Genomic DNA, 22,202 nt, shown 5'->3' on the forward strand with positions numbered 1-22,202 from the left:
CCTTTACGCTTTATCAGGGAGCGTAAGTTGATGTGGCCTCGACAAGTGACTGACTGTGCGACACTATCGCGGCTATGGCTAAGCTGCACTGATTCAGCGACAACGCACTATGAAATTTTCGAGGAGAAGTTATGGGCAATATCATTGAGCAGCTGTTGTTTTCTGCTTCAATAACCGGTCCCATCTGTTTAATGTTAGCCCTAGGCGTGATGCTTAAACGCACCCAAGTGATTGACGAACACTTTATTGATGTCGCTTCTAAGCTGGTTTTTAATGTCACCCTGCCAGCGCTGTTGTTTCTCAGCATAATTAGCTCGCACCACAATCTTGCCGCCAGTGCGCCATTAATCGGTTATGGCTTACTCGCCAACTTACTGTTTTTTATCCTCTCGACCTACGCGACAAAACGATTTTTCCCCGAGCCGAAGGATCAAGGCGTTATTATTCAAGGGGGATTTAGGGCCAATACCGCCATTATCGGCTTAGCCTATGTCTCTAATGCCTATGGCGAATCGGGCGTTGCCTTAGCGGCCGTTTATGTCGCGTCCATGACGCTACTCTACAATATTCAAGCCGTGATTTGCTTGAGTCCTAAGGGTGAGGAATCAAGCCGCCGCGCTTTTGCGGTGATCATTAAAACCATCACCAAAAATCCGCTGATCATTGCCATTATACTCGGCATGTTGTTTTATCTGCTGGCGATCCCCTTACCGAAAATGGTCCTCGATGCTGGGCAATACTTTGCCAATATGACACTCCCATTAGCACTGCTGTGTACAGGCGGTTCATTGGATATTGGCTCGCTCAGACATGAAAAGTATGCCACGTGGTTCTCGACCGCCTTAAAACTTATCTTTGCGCCACTGTTCATCACCCTAGGCGCCTTGATACTTGGCTATCGCGAAGTTGAACTTGCCTTAGTGTTTTTGATGAGCGCCGCGCCCACGGCAGCCGCAAGTTATGTGATGGCGCGGGCCATGGGAGGAAATGCCACGCTTGCGGCCAATATTATCGCCTTAACCACCGTTTGCTCGCTGCTCACCTGCACCTTAGGCATTTTTATCCTGTCGACCCTAGGGTTTATTTAAACTTAGGACTGATTTGAACTTAAGGTTGATTTACATAAGACAAAGGCAAGCATGGCTCGCCTTTCATTTACAAGATGTCGATAAAGCAACATTGTTAAACAGGGTTAGCGATATCTACAAAATGGTGTACCAAATTAAATTCGCGAGCGAGATGACGCCCCAGCGCCTCAATGCCAAAACGCTCGGTCGCATGGTGACCCGCCGCATAATAGTGAATTCCCTGCTCCACGGCGCTATGGTAAGTACGCTCTGACACTTCACCACTGATAAACGCATCCACACCAAGACTCGCGGCAACATCTATATAATCCTGCGCACCGCCCGTACACCAAGCTAAATATTGGATTTCATCCGAACTCTCGCCAATATGCAGCGGCGCTCTGCCAAGCACTTCATCTAAAGTCGCGGCAAATTCACTGGCACTGACGGGTAAATCGAGCTTTCCACGCCACACTAATCCCTGTGCCACATCTTCTACTGCTTCAGCATCGATGATCCCCAGTTTGCGGCCTAAGACCGCATTATTACCTAACATTGGATGGGCATCTAAGGGCAAGTGATAACCAAACAGGTTGATATCATGGGCGAGTAAGGCTTTGATTCGGCGCTGCTTCATGCCGGTGATCACCTCAGGCTCACTCTTCCAGAAAAAACCATGGTGAACCAAAATAGCATCGGCTTTGAGGCGAATCGCTTCATCGATTAACGCTTGGCAAGCAGTCACACCTGTCACTATGGTGCGGATATCTGCTTTACCTTCAACCTGCAAACCATTGGGGGCGTAATCTTTAAAGGCCGATATCCGCAAAAAATCGGCTAAATATTGGGTTAGTTCTGTCCTTGTCATTCCATCACCGTTTAACGTTCTTTATTAATGTTTGGCAGTTAAGCTTAATTTCCTAGCGTTAGTTTCATGGCTTAGTTACATGGCTAAATCAACGCGAACCCCACCTTGCAGGTACACCACACGTACCCTATCCCCCGCATTGAACACCATGCCAGGATCATAATCTTGGATCACCATGACTTGCGTGCCGTCTTCCTGAGTGATCATCAGCTCCACGAGCTTGAGCGATTGCACCGTTGTGCCACTGCCATAACGATTGCCAACTCCTGCACCAATTAAGGCGCCTAATATTGTCGCAATATCTTGGCCAGAGCCACCACCAAATTGATGACCAATCACCCCACCCGCTAATGCGCCACCGAAAGTTTTCCAACCTTGGTTTCTGTCTTCAATCAATTGGGTTTCGGTGATATTACGTACTGAGTTGATATCGCCATAGAGGACTTTTTCGACCGGCACCGCCTGATTACGATCGTAACCTGCTTGCACCGGAGAAATCACTAATGCACAAATAAACATAAAGCTCGCTAGTGTAGGTTTCCACATATCCGAATTTCCGCTAACTTAGTATAAGGGTCTATTACTGAATCATACGCAATTGTGAACTCACTGTCTTTTCTGAATCACGAATTTGAAGCTTTTCCTTCACCCGAACTCGCCCTCACCGATCCAAACGGCTTATTGGCGATAGGTGGTGACCTACGCCCAGAGCGTTTGTTGACCGCCTATTATCACGGCATTTTCCCTTGGTTTAACGCCGAGGATCCTATTTTATGGTGGTCACCCGATCCCCGCGCCATTTTTATTCCAGGCCAAGTGAATATCAGCACCAGTTTACGTAAATATTTAAAAAAACAGCCTTGGCGCTATACCATCAATCATGCCTTTACCGATGTGATGGCGGGTTGTGCTCAACCTCGGCGTAAACAAGCAGGCACTTGGATAACCCATGAAATTCAAATGGCCTACCGTGAGCTACACCATAATGGTCATGCCCACTCAATCGAAGTTTGGCACGGCGAACGATTAATCGGTGGGCTTTATGGTCTCGCCATCGGCCAAGTGTTTTGTGGTGAATCCATGTTCCACCGCGAAACCAATGCGTCAAAGGCGGCCATGGCGGTGTTGCAACAACATTTAATCAAAATGAACTTTAAACTTGTCGATGCACAGGTAATGAATCCCCACCTTGAGAGCTTAGGGGCAAAACCCGTTAAACGTGCGAACTTTATACAACTCTTAACCCAGTTTAGGGATAACACGGTCAATCCTGCAGCTTGGATACCAAGTGAGGTCACACTTGAACTCTAACGCGAGTAACACCCCAATCGCCATTGGGATCAGCCAAATTTTCCCCTGCAGTTACCTCGATGGTCAACAGGAGCAACTGTTAGTCATTCAGGAGGAAACCCTCGACTCAATACTATTTGAGCGGCTACTCGCCATAGGTTTTCGCCGCAGTGGCAGCGCCATTTATAAACCCCGTTGCCCCCGTTGCAGTGCCTGTCAGCCGATTCGGTTACCAATTAAAGAATTTACACCGTCTAAACGGCAAAAGCGCACCCTAGCCCATAACCGTGATTTAACTTGGCGCATCACCTCAGAACATACCGAGGCTCAATATGCCCTGTATGAAAAATACATCCGTGAGCGCCACTTCGATGGCCCAATGTTTCCACCAAGCAAAACCCAATATGAACAATTTTTATTCTGTCATTGGCTGCCCCCCACGTTTATTGAAGTCTATGATGGCAATAGACTTGTGGCTGTAGCAGTGACAGACACTCTGCCCAATAGTTTGTCAGCCATTTACAGCTATTTTGACCCCGATGAAGAACGCCGCTCCCTTGGCGTATTATTGATCTTACTCCAGTGCAGATTGGCTAAAATGCAGGGTAAAGATTTTCTTTATCTGGGATATCAAATTGATGCAAATCGGAAAATGTCCTACAAACGCTTATACCGCCCTTATCAGATTTTAACCCCCCAAGGCTGGGAGTATTCCCAAGTTTGCTAGGCACATCCCCTTTACAGCAAGGTGAATTTGCGGCATGATACGCCCGTTTTTTATATTCGAAGGCTAATGGGATAAATAATTAATGGCGAAAGAAGATAACATTGAAATGCAAGGCACTATCCTTGAAACCTTGCCAAACACAATGTTTCGCGTAGAGCTTGAAAATGGTCATGTGGTGATAGCCCACATTTCAGGCAAAATGCGCAAAAACTACATCCGGATCCTGACTGGTGACAAAGTAACAGTTCAGTTGACCCCTTATGATCTGACCAAAGGTCGTATTGTCTTCCGCGCACGCTAATATTCCCCTTTAGTTGAAAAACCCGGCGAGGCCGGGTTTTTTTGTTGGCGTAAGATTAGAAAAATGGCTGCAATTGCAGCCATTTTTATTGGGTTTTCGCGAGAGATTAAGCCTTAGTGGTACTTTTCTCGTGGCGTTCGGTGTGGATCACGATTTCACCGTCTTTGGCATCAACATGAGCAACACCGCCATGTTCCAGTTCACCGAAGAGAATAGCATCCGCTAATGGACGTTTAATAAGCTCTGTCACCACGCGGGCCATTGGCCGTGCGCCCATGCTCTTATCATAGCCTTTCTCGGCGAGTAGGGTTCTGGCCTCATCACTGACTTCAAGTAACACATGTTTCGCATCAAGTTGTGCTTGTAATTCCACCAAGAATTTATCAACCACCTTGGCTATGATAGTCATATCTAAATGGTTGAACCAAATGATGGAATCTAAGCGGTTGCGAAACTCTGGCGAGAATACCCGATTGATTTCCGATAAGGCATCTTGGGTATGATCCTGCTGAGTAAAGCCAATAGACTTACGGATCGTTTCCTGAACCCCTGCGTTTGTTGTCATCACTAAGGTGACATGCCTAAAATCCGCCTTGCGACCGTTGTTATCGGTTAAGGTGCCATGATCCATGACTTGCAGTAACAGGTTGTAGACATCGGGGTGAGCCTTTTCGATTTCATCGAGCAACACCACGCAATGGGGATTTTTAATTACAGCATCAGTGAGTAAACCACCTTGGTCGTATCCTACGTATCCAGGAGGAGCCCCAATCAAACGAGAAACCGTATGACTTTCCATGTACTCCGACATATCGAAACGCACCAGCTTCATTCCTAGGCAACTAGCTAACTGATTGGTCACTTCTGTCTTACCCACCCCGGTTGGGCCTGCAAACAAAAAGCTACCAACAGGTTTTTTATCTGTACCTAAACCACTGCGCGATAATCGAATCGCCGAGCTTAAGGATTCAATCGCCTTGTCTTGACCAAAGACCACCATCTTGAGATTGCGCTCAAGGTTACGCAGTAAGTCTTTGTCGCTGGCGGAGACTGATTTTTCAGGGATCCGAGCAATCTTCGCCACAATGGTTTCAATCTCGGCCTGACCGATGGTTTTCTTACGTTTGCTCTGTGGCAGCATAGCCATGCGAGCACCCGCCTCATCGATCACATCGATGGCTTTATCGGGTAAATGCCGGTCATTAATGTGTTTTGCCGAAAGCTCTGCCGCGCTGTTAATCGCCGCTTGGGTGTAACGCACGCCGTGATATTCTTCGTATTTAGACTTTAAACCCATCAGAATTTTAGTGGTTTCAGCCACTGAAGGTTCATTAATATCAACCTTTTGGAAACGGCGCGCCAGTGCACGATCTTTCTCAAAAATACTCTGATATTCTTGGAACGTGGTTGAGCCCATGCAACGCAAATTACCGCTCGATAATAACGGCTTTAGCAGGTTAGAGGCATCCATCACCCCACCCGATGCGGCGCCTGCACCAATAATGGTATGAATTTCATCGATAAATAAAATGGCGTGTTTATCGGCGCTGAGTTCCTTAAGCAGACTCTTGAAACGTTTTTCAAAATCGCCACGGTACTTAGTGCCAGCAAGCAAGGAGCCTAAGTCGAGGGAGTACACAGTCGCCTGCGCCATCACCTCTGGCACTTGATTATTGACGATTCGATAAGCCAAACCTTCAGCAATCGCGGTTTTACCCACGCCCGCTTCACCCACTAACAATGGATTATTTTTACGGCGACGACATAAAGTTTGGATGGCGCGTTCGATTTCTTGATCACGACCAATCAGCGGATCTATCACCCCTTGTTTTGCAAGTTGGTTTAAATTGCTCGCAAACTGCGACAACATGCTGCGTTCTTCGTTCGCTTCGCTTTGATCTTCGATGCGTTCTTGATCTTGATGAGCGTCGCTGTCCTCATTTTTTGAAAAACCATGGGAAATATAATTCACCACATCTAAACGGCTGATGTCGCTGCGACGCAGCAGATAAACAGCTTGGGATTCCTGCTCACTAAAAATGGCCACCAGCACATTAGCACCAGTGACTTCATTGCGGCCAGAGGACTGCACATGGAAAACGGCGCGTTGCAGTACCCGCTGAAACCCGAGCGTTGGTTGGGTTTCTTTATCATCATCCATATCCGCAATGATTGGGGTGGTTTGTTGGATAAAGCTTGCTACTTCATCTCTCAGTTTATCTAAATTCGCTCCACAGGCGATTAGCGCTTCTTGAGCCGCAGGATTGTCTATCAGAGCCAATAACAGATGTTCAACCGTCATATACTCGTGACGTGCCTCTCTGGCTTGCTGAAACGCCAGATTTAAGGTGACTTCCAGATCTTTGTTCAGCATAAGCACCCCCAAAATTAACAACTGACAACAGAGTAAGCGCGGTTAAGCCTTCTCTAACGAACACAGTAACGGATGTTGGTTTTGTCTTGCAAATTGATTTACTTGTATCACCTTAGTTTCTGCAATGCCGTAGGGGAAAATCCCGCAGATACCCTTTCCCTGGTGATGAATAGTCAACATGATATCTGTGGCTTCCTGCTCATTCTTGCGAAAGAAGATTTGCAGCACTTCAATCACAAAATCCATTGGCGTGTAATCGTCATTATTAAGGATCACCTTATACATCGAAGGTGGTATTAACTCAGATTCCACACGTTCTTCGACGTGCTCTATGTTTCCTGTCTTACCCATTTTTTAATACTAGCCTCTCGTGTTGTCCTCTTCCAATTGCTATCTTCAAATTAATCAGTTGTTACCTCTTTGTTAATTTTAGCTTGACTTCCGCTTTTACTCCTTACATTCTGTAGCTCAGACGGTGAAACACTCCCGTCTATACAGGTTTTACTATCTTACTGGTAAGTAGACAACAGAAGGAAGTGGAAGTATGGCAAGCGGAACTGTTAAATGGTTCAACAACGCCAAAGGATTCGGGTTTATTTGCCCTGATCAAGGTGGCGAGGACGTTTTTGCACACTATTCTACCATTGAAATGGAAGGCTATAGAACTCTAAAAGCAGGCCAACCGGTTCAATTTGAAGTAGAACAAGGTCCAAAAGGAATGCACGCTTCAGCCATTTCACCAACAAAATAATGTATGGTGAGGCCAATGTTCTAAAAGGCAGGGATTAATCCCTGCCTTTTTATTTTGAGTTGTCCCGTCCTGAAATACGTTGACATAAAGAGGACTTCTTTATGACAACATCAATTAACTCAAGCCGTAAACGCACACAACGAGATTACACCTTAGCCTTTAAATTAGGCGTTGTAGAGCGTGTTGAAAAAGGCGAAATGACGTACAAACAAGCCCAAGCTCGTTTTGGTATTCAAGGCCGTTCAACGGTACTCGTTTGGCTTAGAAAACATGGTAGACCCGATTGGTCGAAACCTTTTCAGCATCGCCTTATGCCTAAGTCAAAAGAAACCCCTGCCGAAACGATCAAGCGCCTTGAACGTGAGTTAACAGAAGAGAAACTGCGTAATCAAATCCTCAATGGCATGGTTGATATCATGGACAATGAATATGGAGCAGGCCTCAGAAAAAAGTACTTATCCGGTACGTCTGGCAAGCAAAAGGCAACGGAGAAATAAACCTCGCAGCCGCATGTCGTGCTGCGGGTATGTCGAGGCAAGGTATTTATCAGGCAGTTGCGCGAATGGAAAGTCGTAGAGCTGAGCTATCGATCATCAAAGACTGGGTTCAGTACTGGCGTAAATATATGCCAAGGTTAGGGGCCCGTAAGCTCTACACGTTGATAAAATCCAAGCTGGTTGAGCACGATATTAAACTTGGGCGAGATGGGTTCTTTACCTATTTGAGAAGTGAAGATTTACTGGTTAAACCGAAGAAAAGCTACACAAAAACCACGTTCAGCAAACACTGGATGAAGAAGTATCCTAATTTGCTGAAAGAGGAAGGACTGCATGATGCAGAGCATGTACTGGTCAGCGATATCACCTATCTTGAGTCAGACCAAGGTGTGCACTACCTGTCATTGGTCACCGATGCCAGTTCGCGTAAGATAGTCGGTCATCACGTGAGTAAAGACATGAAAGCCGAGAGTGTGGTGAAAGCGTTAAAAATGGCCATAAAAGATAAGCGCTATATCGGCAACGCAGTGCATCACTCAGACAGAGGCTTACAATACTGCTCAGCCGTTTATCAGAATGCGCTTCAGGCGAGCCAAATCCAGCCGTCAATGACGGATGGTTATGATTGCTACCAAAATGCATTAGCAGAAAGAGTGAATGGCATACTGAAGCAGGAGTTTTTACTGCACCGATGTAGGACATTTGCGGAGCTGAAGATACTTGTTAGAGAATCGATAGCAATATACAACGATATGAGACCGCATCTGAGTTTGAATATGGCAACCCCTAATCAGGTGCACAATAGAAAAGGCCAGCGACTGGAGCTGGCCTAAAAACTGTCAACCTATCTTAGGACGGGACATCAGCTTGATCCTAATTACCTTAGCAGAGCCTTTTCGGCATTAAGGGATGAGTTAGGTCTGTGTGACCATTTAGAAATGAGCCAGCGCCCAACCTTCCACGAGATCCGCGCGCTATCTGCCAGACTGTTTTCTGATATGGGTGTTGACCCTCAAGGTCGGATGGCTCACACCGATGCCAAGTCCACCAAAATCTATGTGCGGGATCACCTGCAATGGACCGAAGTTCCACACGCTGAGATTAAATTTAGCCATTAATAAAACTAAGGCAATCAGTATACTTGGCCACTGTTATTTTGAAATCCGTTTCACCCCCATTTCACCACTGTTTCACCACCTCTAAGCAGTAAAATACCGAACTCCAGACACAAAAAATCCCGCAACTGATTAAGATTGCAGGCTTTTTTGTTTATGAATTTGGTCGGTATGAGAGGATTCGAACCTCCGACCCCTGACACCCCATGACAGTGCGCTACCGGGCTGCGCTACATACCGAAATATTGTACTTAATAAAACTGTATGACGTCAGCTTAAGTACTTATTACTTAAGATGCTATCGAGTGGGGTTCACCTTAAGTGACGCAGACTTTAGCAATTGGTTTCAATCAACGCAAGTGCTTAGTGAAGTCTGTTTGATCAACTGCTTAGTTTCTGGCCTGAATGGTGAAATTTTGCAATGCAGTGGGGCGCTTTGCCCGTTAAAGCACTCGCAACGCGCAGACGGAGATTTAAACTAACACTTAAATGGCTCTGTAAATATCAAATAATGACGGATCTGCTAAACTAAATGCCATCAGCTATCCAGAGATAGCAGGTTGCTTTTTAAGCATAATTTACATGAAAGGGACTTATCATTGCTTTTACCATCCTTTAATGCCAGCCATTTAAAGTTAGCCACCCTACTCGGCCTACTCGGTCTTGTGATCAATATTTTTCCTATCCCACTATTTGCTAACGTACAGCTGATTTTAGGTAATGCGGCAGTAGTGATAGTGGCCATCCTGCTTGGGCCTTGGTATGCCCTTTATACTGCATTATTTACAGCTACAGGCTTGATGTTGGCTTGGTCCAGTTCCCATGTGTATGTCGTCTTTTTGCTTGAGGCGTTGTGGCTGGGGTTTGCGCGGCGCAAAGATGTACCCATTCTGTATGCCAGTATTGGCTACTGGTTGTTAGTGGGCGTACCATTAATAAGCTTGTACTTATGGTTAATCACGGGCCTGCCAACTTATCACATCCCTTTTACTACGGTAAAACAAGCAGTTAATGGCATTTTATACGCGACTATTGGGGAACTTTGCGTTGTGGCGCTCCCTAGCTTCTGGCATTTAAAAGATAAGATCGTCAATCACACTCGCCGAACCTTTAGTGCTCAGCTCAGCTATCTATTTATTTTAATCACCACGATTACTTTATTGACCTCATCCTTAATGTTTAACCAGTATTTTATGGATAAACAGCAGGATTTAATTAATAAAAATCTGAATGACACTGGCATATTCCTCGGTCACGCCACCGAAACCTATCTCAGTTCCAACACCAGTACCGTTGCCAGTATCGGTAAATTTCTTAGTATATCAGGAGCTCCATTTGACCAATGGCAGCTTATCCTCGAGAGTGTGCAAAGTCTTAAGCACAGCTTTACCGCTATGTTTATTGTCAATACACATGGGGAAATCGTCGCAGGGAGTCCACTCGATAAACTAAAAAAATAGCACAAAAGATTAATGTGCAAGATAGGGACTTCTTTATCCAAGCTTTAACCTACCACAACACATTTGTGTCCCCCGTATTTGTTGCTAGAGGGCCAGATGAAGAAATTGTCATTGCCATCAGTACCCCTATTTTTAAAGAAGATTCAAATACTGCCATCGGCATTGTGCAAGGTAATCTAGACTTAAGTTATTTCTCTAGTATTGATAACCAAAATCAACATCATGAGACACAGTCCATCATTTTATTGGATGAGAAAAAGAACATCGTTTATTCCTCCGAAAGACTTAGGCTTACCCCTTTAACTCCTTTTAACTCCTTTTAACTTCAAGACGGGCAGCACAGAATACCGTACTCGATTAAAGCTGATGGATATTAATCAGCATGAGGAAGCGGATACCCCTGAATATATTTATGCTCACCATCAACTGAATAATGGTTGGCATTTATATGTTCTGGAGCCCTTTATCCCCCTTCTAACCTTAGCGCAAAAACAATATTTCAATACGGTAGGGCTACTGTTAATCAGCATGGTCGCAGCCATGATAATTGCTAAGGTAATTAGTCGTTTAACCACTACGCCCCTCGCCTTGCTGGCTCAGCATTTTAGTCAAACAAAAGATGGCAGTTTTAATGAGGAGAAGTTTGAGCATGGACTGCTAGACAACAGTACGCCTCAAGAAATCTATAGCCTGTACGAGAGCTTAGAAGCAAAACAACAAGCACTACTCAACAATCAACTCGAGTTAGAAGATAAAGTAAAACAACGCACCATGGCTTTAGAAATCGCCAACCGCAAATTAAAAGATATGGCGGAGCGGGATCCGCTCACTAACTTATACAACCGTCGTTATGCTGAAAAACAGTTCCTGCATATTCAGCATCTGTCTGAACGTAGCAGGGATACGATTGCGGTAGTGTTACTCGATCTCGATTTCTTTAAAAAAGTGAACGATACCTACGGTCATCTCGCGGGTGACGAATGCTTACGTGTCATGGCAGAGGTTTTATCAAATCACTTCAAGCGAGATGTCGATTTGCTTTGCCGTTATGGTGGCGAAGAATTTGCATTTGTATTACCAATGTGTAATGCCTCAAAAGTCGAGCAACACCTTAATGCTTTCAAAGAGAAACTTTCCAGCGTGGTCATCACCAACCCAACAGATCAAGTCACGTTTAGTGTGACCGTTAGCATTGGCGCCATCATTGCTGATGCCGCCTATAGTGCAAAACTGGATGACTGGTTAAAAGAGGCTGATGAGAACCTGTATAAGGCCAAGGAACAAGGGCGCAATTGCGTCGTTTGTACCCTAATCACATCCTAATTATGCATATGTGCACTTCGATATTGTTCAATTCGCTCCATCATATAGGGGAAAAAGGGGTTCCATTTTTGACGTAACATTTCTGAAGCAGGCACACTATAAACGCCTCGCTCACCACGGGAAGCGGCTGCGCCTATTTGTATGCGGGTTAGCTTCTCATTGCTTGACATGCCATATAGGCCATCATTTTCAGCAAATGGTAACGCAACATGGGAGAGTGAATACACGCCCGCCGGCCAATAAAGCGGAAGGTGTTTAATCTGAGATAACGACTCATCCTGTGGCCTCAATCCAAATTCCCGAGCTTGAACCTGAGTCGTTTCGCTATTGATATTTTCAATCAGCGTGCCACGGTAATGAATGTTGTCAGAAGCTGTTGGTAACAAGGCGGGTAGTGGATCATTAGTCATTAACTTACTGTTGATAACGGTACGATTCATATCAAATAGCACTAATTCATGGCCCTTTTGCGGTAGCGTTTGATACAACAAACTCACAACAGCTGCGCTAGATACCGTTGCATCGGCAACAGATTGAAAGCTTAAAATCGATGGGATTTGTTCACGCTGCAAAGGCGTTAATCCGCTTAACAAACTCTGGTTACGTAACGCCAATTGGTAGACGACATCCCCGGCATTGACGGCAAAAGACATGTACTTGAAGGGATCGTATTCCATCTGAATACTATTCCATTGCAACTTATCTAAGTCGAGCAGGCGACCTATCCAACTTTGCCAGCGAGCCGCGGCCGCAATTGGAGCAAGCCCAATAGCTGGCGACATAAAAATCATCCCTGCATAATCGGGCGCTTTATCTTGATTAATCAGTTCAAGTTCATGGTTAAGTGCCACTGCGGCGCCCGTTGAAAAGCCAATAACGAATAACGGCTTACCTTTAAGCTCTTGTTTCATGTGCGCCGTTGCCAAATTCACTGCGGCGGCTAAGTCTTGCCAGTACAGGCTCGTCAAACCACTAGGAATGGTGCCATGGCCTGGGAGTCTTAATCCAAGTACATGGGCTTTGCCTTTAAAATGTGCTGCCACATTAGACATGGCATAGGGTGAATCTGACATACCATGGAGCAACAATACGCCAAAAGGCGCATTGGCTTTAGGCCATTCAAAACTGCGATTCCAGTTTTGTGGCCATCTCGCGGGATCGGCAAGGCTGTTTTTAACATAACGATTGACGGGCGATGCATCTGCCGCCGATACTTTTTTGAGTACTTTGTTATCAACCTCGGCAAAGAGCTTATCTTCTAAGGCAATGTAATCACGAAAGTTATCAAGTTTAGTGTTGTAGTGGAATTCGTGTTTTAACTCAGTCGTGTGCCAGAGGGACAGATCGGGTTTAGCATTGAGAAAATAGATTCCAGTCACTAATAAGGCAACAGCAATCCCTAAACAGCCATAAAAGGCAGCGAAAAATAAATGTTTAGTTGAGCCTATGATAATGGCTTTCATTGCTGCCCCATGGTTCCGATAAAATACGCATGCAGATTATACGGTTAGATAAAAATAAACCTCAATATTCATATTTAAGATTTGTTTTGATGGCATTTTAGTTTCGGCGGTTTACCCTACTTAGGTTAATATCCGCTCTACTTTTATTCGATATTCGCAAATTTTACTTATTATGCATATTGGTCCAGCCACAGCGTCCTATGCGTTTTATCTCCCGAATCCCCCACTCATGTCTGAATATTGGCATTGGGGGCAGGATAACGCGATAGCAGAACTCATCGCCTTAAACGGTAACCACTGGCGTAAGATCTTCACCATTATGGCCAAAATTTGCGCCCCCAGTGAAGATTGGCGCAATTATCGCGACAACTTATTGCTGACGGAGCAAATGTTGCTGATAGGCGCTAGAGTCCTCTCACCATATGCCAATATTCATATTGTCTGTGGGCAAACCGCGGCTACGGCATTAGGGATTGCAGCCAATAGCAACATCGCCACAGGCCCTCAGCAAAGCGCCAATAAGCAAACAGCCGACCAACAAACAGTGCTGCAATTGATGCAAGCCTCCCAAGGTAAACTGCAAGACATCACGACAATAATGCAGACTCAATCTTCACACTCGATATCAGTGCTACTCTCGCCCTACTTAGATTACCGCCAATACTCTAATGCCCTGATTGCACTTACACGCTCGCATCTACGAAACGTATCTGCTTGATAAAATTTCATAAAAAAGCACCCAGATAAGCCGAGTGCTTTAAAAGAAAACTTAGATAGCATTGCCTATGCCAAGGTTAGTGATAAAAATCAGTCGTAGATGGTTGGAATGGGCTGGCGCTTATGTTGGGTGGCCTTATAGATATTGATAAGCTTCTCTTCCACAGCCTTATCAACGACCTTTCCTTCGAGGAAATCATCAATTTGCTCATAGGTCAGCCCGAGCGCGACTTCATCTTCGAGTAGCGGTTTGTTGTCCTCTAAATCCGCCGTTGGCGCTTTATAAACTAATGACTCAGGAGCACCGAGATAGGCCGCTAATTGGCGCACTTGGCGTTTATTGAGGCCAAATAAAGGCGCGAGATCGCAGGCACCATCGCCCCATTTGGTATAAAAACCGGTAATGTTTTCGGCGCTATGATCAGTCCCCACCACTAAGCCGCCGACTAATCCCGCTAACTCATACTGGGCAATCATGCGCATCCGCGCTTTAACATTGCCCTTAACAAAATCCACTTTCGCCTCATCCGGCATACTCAGTCCCGCCTCAACAAACGCACTTAAGGTGGCTTGATGCACGCCATCAACACCTTGATGCACATTTACTGTAACTAATTTTGATGGCTGAATAAATTGGCACGCTTGCTGAGCTTCATGCTCATCTTTTTGAATTTGATAGGGTAAACGCACTGCAATAAACTGATAACCGCCCTCGGGATGTTCACTATTGAGGCTATCAACGGCCAACTGGCATAAACGCCCCGCCGTCGATGAATCCACGCCACCGCTGATCCCTAATACCAACGCCTTACTGCGGGCCTCTTTGAGCTTGGTTTTAATAAACGCCACGCGGCGCTGCACTTCAAACTCAGGCTCAATCGCCTTGAGTACCTTCATTTCTCTTAAGATCTGCGCTTTCACCGAAAATTCCACCTTAAATATTCGCTGTTATTGGGAGCGGTAAACCGCCTAACGTTATCATTTATTTGCGCCTAAAAACAACAAGGGCAATAACGGTTTGCCGCTATTGCCCTTGTTAACTGAAACCTATGCTGGTTTATCTTTCCCAGTATGATTCTTCTAAGCTGTCTTCACGCTCGGGTAACCCACGGGACAAACGCGGGCTATGCTGCGCTAATACCTCATAGGCCACGCGGTTAGCGTACTTACAAATTTGTGAGAAGGATGAATAACATAAGCCATCACGCTTATGCTTACTTGAGCCTGGCACGTTGGTCTTATGGAAGGTATTGGCCGCCAAGTCGTGCAATAACGCCGACAACGCGCCATCACCCGCACCATTGGTATTGCCTATTTTCTCCGGTCCACCCATGTAAGGGGAAATATGGGCATAGACTTTAATCGGATTTTCACAGTCACTCTTGAGCTTAGGACGTGAGAACTCATAACGGTTAAATTCAGGGATAGCACCTGGCAGCAGCGTATGAGTGGTCTCGCGCTTTTCGGCATCATCGGTATAACCTGCGGTATAAAGCCCGATTGGGCCAGCGGTGGTTAACACCATATCGCACCACTCGAGGGCTCTTTCGCTGGCAAGCAGCGGATCGCGAAATCCAGTTAACGCCTCGCCTTCATCTTCGTTCATCGCCAAAATGGTCACATGCTCTTGGATAAAGTTTTGCCACCAAACCGGATCTTCTTCAATCAAAAAGCGTGTGCCTAAGGTCAATACCACAGGGACTTCGGCTGCTTTGGCATATTCAATCGCGCACATGGCCGCATCGGTGATCCTGTCGCCGCCGCTGGCACGCATTAAATAGGCGGTTAATACCAAGGCAGAGCTGCCCTGTACTACGTCTTTATCAATGTATTCTGGGGTTAACTTATCCATCGCCCCTTTACTGATCGCGAAGGTACGCTCACCGCAATCAGAAATCAGCGTAAAACAACGACCTATGGGGCCATCGACGGGTTGCAGGAAGTTAAGGTCTACTTTAGAGGAGGTGTTGCAAAGATAACGGTAGGCGTAACTGCCGACTTCGATATTTTGACTCATCACCCCAAACAACACAGAGCGGTCATCGGCCAAAATAGAATAATTGTGCACAGTGTTACCAATAGTGCCGCCCGCAAACTCATCGCTGATCAAACCGTTTTGTTTCAGCTCGGTATACAGGGCGTGCGCTTGCTCATCATTGATAAGCGTCGAATTACCCTTGGGTAAACCATAACGCCCGAGCAACTCATCCTCTACCTTGGCTTCGATATCCACTAAGGTTTGATCGATACCGCTGATATAAGTCGCAAAAGGTTGAGGTTGCTGCGTTAATTGCTCAAGCAATGGGTCACGGGTTTTGACCGGAAAATAATGTTTCGATTTGCGCTGACCGGGAAACTTCATAGTGGCTCTCTTTTCCTGGCATCCATGCTAATGGGCATTACAACGAGCGTTGGCTCATTGTGTCCTAAAAATAATGAGTCTAGGCTAGAGAGATAAAAAATCCACTCCCGAGCCACAAAGGGCGCAGATTCTACCATAAAATCAGCATGAAACTAGGCCGTGTTTAGGTTTCAACGGGAGAAATTTACCGTCACTCTGCGCGTATCCAAGGTTGAGCTTGTTCTTGTACCAATTGCCTGAGCAGCTCGATATGGAGCTCATCATCATTTAAACAGGGAATAAAGTGATAGGCCTCACCACCCGCATGCAGGAAAGTCTCTTTACCACCAATCGAAATTTCCTCTAAGGTTTCGAGGCAATCGGTGGCAAAGGCTGGGCAAATTATATCAACGCTTTTCACGCCTTGGCGGGGTAAATCGGCCAGCAGTTCATCAGCATAAGGGGTTAACCACTCTTCTTTGCCGAAGCGGGATTGGAAACACACCTGCCATTGTCCATCGGTTAATCCCAGAGCCTGTGCCAGTAACTTGGCGGTAGTGCGACACTGCTCAGGATAGGGATCGCCTTCAGTGGCATACCGCAGCGGAATACCGTGGAAGGATAAAATCAACTTGTCGGCCTGCCCATGGGTTTTCCAATGGCGTTTCACTGAATGCGCTAAAGCCGCGATATAGGCTTCATGGTCAAAATACTGTTTGCTAAAGCGCAGCTCAGGAATATCGCGCACTTTAGCAAAATACTGCGCCACCGCATCGAACACGCTGGCGACAGTTGAGCAGGAATATTGCGGATACAGCGGCAGTACCACGATACGCTCGGCGCCTTGGGCCTTGAGTTTGGCAAAGCCGCTATCAATCGAAGGATTGCCATAGCTCATGCCGAGTTCAACGGGAATGGTTTGATTAAAGGTCGCGCTCAGATCCGTGGCTAATTTTTGTGCCTGCTGCTCGCTTATCACCATCAGCGGCGAGCCCTGCTCTGTCCACACACTCTGATATAATTTGGCCACCTTGGCGGGTCGGGTATTAAGGATTATCCCCTGCAAAATCGGCTGCCACAGCCAAGGGGACAAATCGACGACCCGAGGATCACTTAAAAACTGTTTGAGGAATCGCTTAACCGCTTTGGGAGTGGGTTCATCGGGCGTGCCGAGATTGACCAATAACACGCCAAACGCAGGAGAGGGAGAAGTCAATGTGTTACCTTTTATCAGCCTAATACCTCGGCAGGCTAACATTCAGTTGCCAATAAAAAAAGCCTGCAATCGCAGGCTTTTTCTTAATATGAGAACTTGTTCTCGAATTTAGTGAATGATGCTTATTTCAGCACGCTGGCTAACTGTTCACTCACAGCCGCAACCGACTGAGTACCATCAAATTTATGGTATTGAGTGTGACCCGCCGCAGCCACTTTGCCATAGTATTCAACCAATGGCTTAGTTTGTTCGTGGTAAATGCCTAAACGCTTACGCACTGTGGCTTCTTCGTCATCTGGACGAATCGCTAAGTCTTCGCCAGTCACATCGTCTTTGCCTTCCACTTTAGGTGGATTGAATACCACGTGGTAAACACGGCCAGAACCTGGGTGAACGCGACGGCCGCTCATACGCTTAACGATTTCTTCGTCTGGCACATCGATTTCAATCACGTGATCAATGCTGATACCGTTTGCCGCCATCGCATCCGCTTGCGGGATAGTGCGTGGGAAACCGTCTAACAGGAAACCTTTAGCACAGTCGTCCTGTGCGATACGCTCTTTAACCAGTCCAATGATCAGATCATCAGAAACCAGTTGGCCTGCATCCATCACTTTCTTCGCTTCTAAACCCAGCGGAGTACCGGCTTTAACAGCAGCACGTAACATATCGCCAGTAGAAATTTGTGGGATACCATACTGTTCCATAATGAACTGGGCCTGGGTACCTTTACCGGCACCTGGGGCGCCCAATAGGATAATGCGCATCTCAAGAGTCCTCTTTTTCGCATTGATATTCTTCTTAGGGCGGCGATCTTCGCACATCTGACCGCCATTGAGAAGGCTTTTAGCTTCGACTTTAGCCTCAGAAACCGCAAATAAATCGCAGTTTTGTGGCAAATTTTATCCTTAGTAGAGCAAGGTATACAGCTTGCGACGGTACTGGTTAGCAAGACTATTACCTTGACCAAGGGCGGTTAAAATCTCCATAAAGACTTGTTTTACTTTGCCATTTTCAGCATTCAAGTCTTTAGATAACACACCGTATAAATGCGCAAGTGCTTCTTCATCGCGGTGAGCCGAATGCAAGGCTTTACAAAGTTCGAGTAATAACACTAAATTTTGCGGATTATGCTCAAACTTCTGCTGTAAATCACGAATTTCAGGCGTGTCTGCCGCATCCAAGGCAAGAGTTAATTTCGCCTTTAAGCTCTGGTAATAACTGTCTTGATCGGCAAGGCCAATCTGTTCGAGTAAAGTCTGCGCTTGAGCCAGTTCACCCTGCATCAAATACACATCGGCGAGCACCAAACTCACCTCAGCAGCATGATTTGAGGCACTATAGGCGTCTTTCAGCAACACGGCCGCAGTGGTTAAATCCTCCGCCGATACTTGGCTTAAGGCTAACAGGGCTTTGGCTTGCTCAAGCTGCAATTGCCATAAGGGTGGCAAGTGTTTCTCCAGCATAGCGCTCACCTGCGCCGCCTCCTGCATGCCCGCAAAGCCATCGATTGGTTGGCCCTTATCGAGCACTAAGGTGGTCGGCAGTGCTTGAATGCGGAAATAGTTCGCGATTTCCAGCTCAGTTTCACAGTTCACTTTCGCCAGCACAAAACGGCCAGCATGCTGGGTGGCAAGTTGCTCGAGTGTTTGCACCATGGCAACACTCTGCGGCTGTGGCTGGGCCCAAAACACCATCACCACCAGTTGCTGCATTGAAGCATCAACCACTTGCTGAATATTGTCTTTCGTTAGATCGAGGATATTGTCCATGGTTTTCCTTCCTCCCAAACTGGCACCTCTACGGGGAAATGCCCTAGGGTAATGCGACTCTTGGTGCCTAAAAGTGAATCGGGGCACTTGTGTCTCGACCCAAGTGCCCCGAATGTGTTACTTCAGGCTTGCCAATAACATTTGGTTCATCAGCTTAATAAAGGCCGATGGGTCCGCTAGGCTGCCCTTCTCCGACAATTGCGCCTGTTGCAATAACAGATTCGACCAATCGGCAAAGGCGGCTTCATCCTGAAGATCATTAAGGCGCGACACTAATGGGTGCGCAGGGTTGATCTCAAACGTCGGCTTGACCTCTGGCACTGGCTGGCCGGCAGCCTGCATCAGTTTGATCATTTGCGTCGACATTTCACCTTCACCCGTGACCACACAGGCTGGGGTATCGGTTAAGCGTGAAGTGACTTTCACATCGGCCACGCTAGCGCCTAATGCCGCTTTAATGCGTTCAATCAGTGGTGCAGACTCTTCAGCGAGTTTCTCCTGCGCTTCCTTCTCGGCCGCATCTTCCAGCTCACCTAATTCCAGCTCGCCACGGGTGACTGAGTGCAATTGTTTTTCTTTGTACTCAGTTAAGTGGTTGATTAACCACTCGTCGATACGTTCTGACATCAGCAACACTTCGATGCCTTTCTTACGCAGCAGTTCTAAGTGTGGGCTGTTGGCCGCGGCTTCGTGGCTGTCGGCAACGATGTAGTAAATCTTGGTTTGGCCTTCCTTCATGCGGCTAATGTAGTCATCGAGTGACACAGTTGGTGCCGCGCTGCCCGTATGGGTAGACGCAAAGCGCAGTAAGCCTGCAATACGCTCACGGTTTGCAAAGTCTTCCGCTGGACCTTCTTTCAACACTTGACCAAATTCGGCCCAGAATTTTTGGTATTTTTCCGCATCGTCTTTTGCCAGTTTTTCCAACATACCCAGCACACGCTTAGTGATACCGGTGCGCATCGCTTTGGTGATGTGGTTGTCCTGCAAAATCTCGCGGGACACGTTCAGCGGCAGATCGTTTGAGTCAATCAAACCCTGCACAAAGCGCAGGTAAGATGGCATAAACTGCTCAGCGTCATCCATAATAAACACGCGCTGAACAAAGAGTTTCAGGCCATGCTTACGGTCGCGGTTCCACAGATCCCATGGCGCTTTTGACGGGATATACAACAGGTTAGTGTATTCCTGTTTACCTTCAACGCGGTTATGACTCCACAGCAGAGCGTCTGTGTAGTCGTGAGAAATATGCTTATAAAATTCTTGGTATTCTTCGTCAGTGATCTCAGACTTATTACGCATCCACAGCGCAGTCGCCTTGTTCATGACCTTCCAATAGCCTTCGGTTGCAGGAATTTTTTCACCGTCTGGGCCATCGCGCTCAGGGGTGCCTTCCTGCCACATTTCTACTGGGATTGAAATATGGTCTGAGTATTTAGTGATGATGGAACGTAGGCGCCACTCATCGGCAAACTCTTTCTCTTCATCACGCAGGTGCAGGGTAATTTCAGTACCACGGCTCGCCTTGGTAATGGTTTCAACGGTGAAGCTACCCTCACCTTCCGATTCCCACAATACGGCTTCATCGGCCTTATGGCCCGCAGCACGGGTACGAACGGTGACTTTTTTCGCTACGATAAAGGCTGAATAGAAGCCCACACCGAATTGACCGATTAGCTGCGAATCCTTTGAGGCTTCACCAGAGAGGTTTTTAAAGAATTCAGCGGTGCCCGATTTGGCGATCGTACCTAAATGCTCAATCACGCCATCGCGGGTCATACCCACGCCGTTGTCTTCGATGGTGACAGTGCCTTTTTCTTTGTCTGCGCTGATACGCACACGTAGCTCACCGTCACCTTCGTATAACGCGTCGTTGGTCAACGCAAGGTAACGCAGCTTATCGGCCGCATCCGCAGCGTTAGAGACCAGTTCACGCAAGAAAATTTCTTTGTTTGAATACAAAGAATGGATCATCAAATGCAACAGCTGTTTGACTTCAGTTTGAAAACCATGAGTTTCTTGTTGTGACATGAAATTTTCCTTATTTGTTACGCAATTTGGTTAAAGCAAACGCTCAGTGCTTTATAAAATGGGGCTGCAAATCCACTTTTCAAGGGGGGAGATAAAATCACAGATCAAATGGCGAAAAATAAGGCAGTATCAAACCGAAATTACGCTATCCCTATGTCAGAATTAAGAAAGGAATGTTAGACCTGCGCACGCTAGGGCATGTTCGCTAAACAAATACAGCCATAAAATAAAAACCCGCGAGCACAGAGCCAGCGGGTTTATTCTTTAGGCCATCACAGGCTACAGCGGGATACGCCCATTGAAGGACAGCGCTAAGGTGGTGCTGTCGACATATTCCAGTTCGCCACCCACAGGCACGCCATGGGCGATGCGGCTGATCAGCACCTTGTGGCGCCTTGCCATATCGGCGATAAAGTGGGCTGTGGCCTCACCTTCAACCGTAGGATTGGTCGCTAAAATCAGCTCAGCAACATCGCCAGAGGCTAAGTGACGCTCTAATAGCGCCAAGCCTAACTCTTCAGGCCCCACGCCATCGAGGGGGGATAAATGGCCCAGCAAAACAAAATAGCGACCCGTAAAATGTCCACCTGCTTCAATGGCTAACACATCGGCTGGCGTTTCGACCACACAAATTGTCGAAGACGAGCCGCGCTTATGACTAGCACAAATCGGACATAACGTTTCTTCAGTGTAGGTTCGGCAAGACTGACAATGACCGATATCACTCATGGCACTCGACAGGGCAGAGGCTAATTTAAGCCCCGCTTTTCTGTCTCGCTCAAGTAATTGAAACGCCATACGTTGCGCCGATTTAGGCCCAACCCCTGGTAAACAACGTAGGGACTGAATTAACTCGTCTAGCAGTGGACTAAATTTCATTGTCTATCTC

Annotated in this window: 20 protein-coding genes, 1 tRNA gene and 1 pseudogene; 9 read left to right on the plus strand and 13 right to left on the minus strand. The window is 46.6% G+C overall.

The features are described from left to right. Positions 1–131: 131 nt before the first annotated feature. A complete protein-coding gene (locus KXJ80_RS14645) occupies positions 132–1,088 on the plus strand; it encodes an AEC family transporter (protein WP_218738728.1) in 957 nt (318 codons plus the stop codon). A gap of 94 nt (positions 1,089–1,182) precedes the next feature. Here KXJ80_RS14645 and KXJ80_RS14650 read toward each other — a convergent pair whose 3' ends face one another. Next, positions 1,183–1,935 (minus strand): Nif3-like dinuclear metal center hexameric protein, encoded by a 753-nt coding sequence (locus tag KXJ80_RS14650; RefSeq protein WP_218738729.1) that lies wholly within the window; start codon positions 1,933–1,935, stop codon positions 1,183–1,185. A gap of 75 nt (positions 1,936–2,010) precedes the next feature. After that, positions 2,011–2,481 carry an outer membrane lipoprotein gene (locus KXJ80_RS14655; RefSeq protein WP_037419247.1) on the minus strand — a complete coding sequence of 157 codons (471 nt, stop codon included), beginning with the start codon at positions 2,479–2,481 and terminating at the stop codon, positions 2,011–2,013. Between the two features lie 54 nt (positions 2,482–2,535). On the opposite strand from KXJ80_RS14655, the gene aat reads away from it, so the two are divergent. The 3 genes from aat (at position 2,536) to infA (ending at position 4,253) form a co-directional block, all read left to right on the plus strand. Beyond that, positions 2,536–3,246 (plus strand): leucyl/phenylalanyl-tRNA--protein transferase, encoded by a 711-nt coding sequence (gene aat / locus KXJ80_RS14660; protein WP_169548189.1) that lies wholly within the window; start codon positions 2,536–2,538, stop codon positions 3,244–3,246. Next, positions 3,236–3,952 carry an arginyltransferase gene (locus tag KXJ80_RS14665; protein ID WP_218738730.1) on the plus strand — a complete coding sequence of 239 codons (717 nt, stop codon included), beginning with the start codon at positions 3,236–3,238 and terminating at the stop codon, positions 3,950–3,952. Before aat ends, KXJ80_RS14665 begins: the two co-directional genes overlap by 11 nt. Before the next feature lie 82 nt (positions 3,953–4,034). Continuing rightward, the gene (gene infA, locus KXJ80_RS14670) at positions 4,035–4,253 is read left to right on the plus strand and encodes a translation initiation factor IF-1 (protein WP_006081934.1); all 219 of its coding nucleotides are present in this window, start codon (positions 4,035–4,037) and stop codon (positions 4,251–4,253) included. Between the two features lie 106 nt (positions 4,254–4,359). On the opposite strand, the gene clpA is transcribed toward infA, so the two are convergent. Continuing rightward, positions 4,360–6,627 (minus strand): ATP-dependent Clp protease ATP-binding subunit ClpA, encoded by a 2,268-nt coding sequence (gene clpA, locus KXJ80_RS14675; protein WP_126513006.1) that lies wholly within the window; start codon positions 6,625–6,627, stop codon positions 4,360–4,362. 42 nt (positions 6,628–6,669) lie between these two features. Further along, the gene (gene clpS, locus KXJ80_RS14680; RefSeq protein ID WP_218738731.1) at positions 6,670–6,978 is read right to left on the minus strand and encodes an ATP-dependent Clp protease adapter ClpS; all 309 of its coding nucleotides are present in this window, start codon (positions 6,976–6,978) and stop codon (positions 6,670–6,672) included. Between the two features lie 193 nt (positions 6,979–7,171). Here clpS and cspD point away from each other — a divergent pair, with 193 nt between their 5' ends. The 3 genes from cspD to KXJ80_RS14695 all read left to right on the plus strand — a co-directional run bounded on the left by cspD (position 7,172) and on the right by KXJ80_RS14695 (position 8,993). Then, positions 7,172–7,378, plus strand: coding sequence for a cold shock domain-containing protein CspD (cspD, locus tag KXJ80_RS14685; protein ID WP_011072576.1), 207 nt, complete (start codon positions 7,172–7,174; stop codon positions 7,376–7,378). A gap of 101 nt (positions 7,379–7,479) precedes the next feature. Further along, positions 7,480–8,708 (plus strand): IS3 family transposase gene (locus tag KXJ80_RS14690; protein ID WP_259474457.1). Its coding sequence is split into 2 segments (ribosomal slippage): positions 7,480–7,831 and positions 7,831–8,708, totalling 1,230 coding nucleotides; the frame shifts between segments, so codons are not numbered across the junction. 105 nt (positions 8,709–8,813) lie between these two features. Beyond that, positions 8,814–8,993, plus strand: a complete 180-nt coding sequence (locus KXJ80_RS14695; RefSeq protein WP_055647126.1) for a site-specific integrase — start codon at positions 8,814–8,816, stop codon at positions 8,991–8,993. Between the two features lie 160 nt (positions 8,994–9,153). Here KXJ80_RS14695 and KXJ80_RS14700 read toward each other — a convergent pair. Beyond that, positions 9,154–9,230, minus strand: a tRNA-Pro gene (locus KXJ80_RS14700). 359 nt (positions 9,231–9,589) lie between these two features. Between KXJ80_RS14700 and KXJ80_RS22435 the strand changes: the two are divergent. After that, a pseudogene (locus tag KXJ80_RS22435) lies at positions 9,590–11,773 on the plus strand (sensor domain-containing diguanylate cyclase). Here KXJ80_RS22435 and KXJ80_RS14720 read toward each other — a convergent pair. Beyond that, positions 11,770–13,236 (minus strand): alpha/beta hydrolase, encoded by a 1,467-nt coding sequence (locus KXJ80_RS14720; protein WP_218738432.1) that lies wholly within the window; start codon positions 13,234–13,236, stop codon positions 11,770–11,772. The pseudogene KXJ80_RS22435 and the gene KXJ80_RS14720 sit on opposite strands and share 4 nt — an antisense overlap. A 172-nt stretch (positions 13,237–13,408) precedes the next feature. Here KXJ80_RS14720 and KXJ80_RS14725 point away from each other — a divergent pair, with 172 nt between their 5' ends. Continuing rightward, positions 13,409–13,954 carry a DUF6942 family protein gene (locus KXJ80_RS14725; RefSeq protein ID WP_218738431.1) on the plus strand — a complete coding sequence of 182 codons (546 nt, stop codon included), beginning with the start codon at positions 13,409–13,411 and terminating at the stop codon, positions 13,952–13,954. Between the two features lie 89 nt (positions 13,955–14,043). On the opposite strand, the gene nadE is transcribed toward KXJ80_RS14725, so the two are convergent. The 7 genes from nadE to recR form a co-directional block, all read right to left on the minus strand. Further along, on the minus strand, positions 14,044–14,874 hold the full coding sequence (nadE, locus tag KXJ80_RS14730) for an NAD(+) synthase (protein ID WP_037425381.1): 831 nt from the start codon (positions 14,872–14,874) through the stop codon (positions 14,044–14,046). A gap of 136 nt (positions 14,875–15,010) precedes the next feature. Further along, entirely contained in the window at positions 15,011–16,315 is a 1,305-nt protein-coding gene (locus KXJ80_RS14735; protein ID WP_088585710.1) for an inosine/guanosine kinase, read from the minus strand. Positions 16,316–16,505: 190 nt separating this feature from the next. Next, positions 16,506–17,552, minus strand: coding sequence for a ferrochelatase (hemH, locus tag KXJ80_RS14740; RefSeq protein WP_055647122.1), 1,047 nt, complete (start codon positions 17,550–17,552; stop codon positions 16,506–16,508). A gap of 80 nt (positions 17,553–17,632) precedes the next feature. Further along, entirely contained in the window at positions 17,633–18,277 is a 645-nt protein-coding gene (gene adk, locus KXJ80_RS14745; RefSeq protein ID WP_037417813.1) for an adenylate kinase, read from the minus strand. A 141-nt stretch (positions 18,278–18,418) separates the two neighbouring features. After that, complete coding sequence (locus KXJ80_RS14750; protein WP_218738430.1) at positions 18,419–19,282, minus strand: co-chaperone YbbN; 864 nt, start codon at positions 19,280–19,282, stop codon at positions 18,419–18,421. 117 nt (positions 19,283–19,399) lie between these two features. After that, positions 19,400–21,313 carry a molecular chaperone HtpG gene (htpG, locus tag KXJ80_RS14755; RefSeq protein WP_037425271.1) on the minus strand — a complete coding sequence of 638 codons (1,914 nt, stop codon included), beginning with the start codon at positions 21,311–21,313 and terminating at the stop codon, positions 19,400–19,402. 279 nt (positions 21,314–21,592) lie between these two features. Beyond that, positions 21,593–22,192, minus strand: a complete 600-nt coding sequence (gene recR / locus KXJ80_RS14760; protein WP_055647120.1) for a recombination mediator RecR — start codon at positions 22,190–22,192, stop codon at positions 21,593–21,595. Positions 22,193–22,202: the final 10 nt, after the last annotated feature.

Source organism: Shewanella xiamenensis (assembly GCF_024971755.1).
Lineage (GTDB): Bacteria > Pseudomonadota > Gammaproteobacteria > Enterobacterales > Shewanellaceae > Shewanella > Shewanella xiamenensis.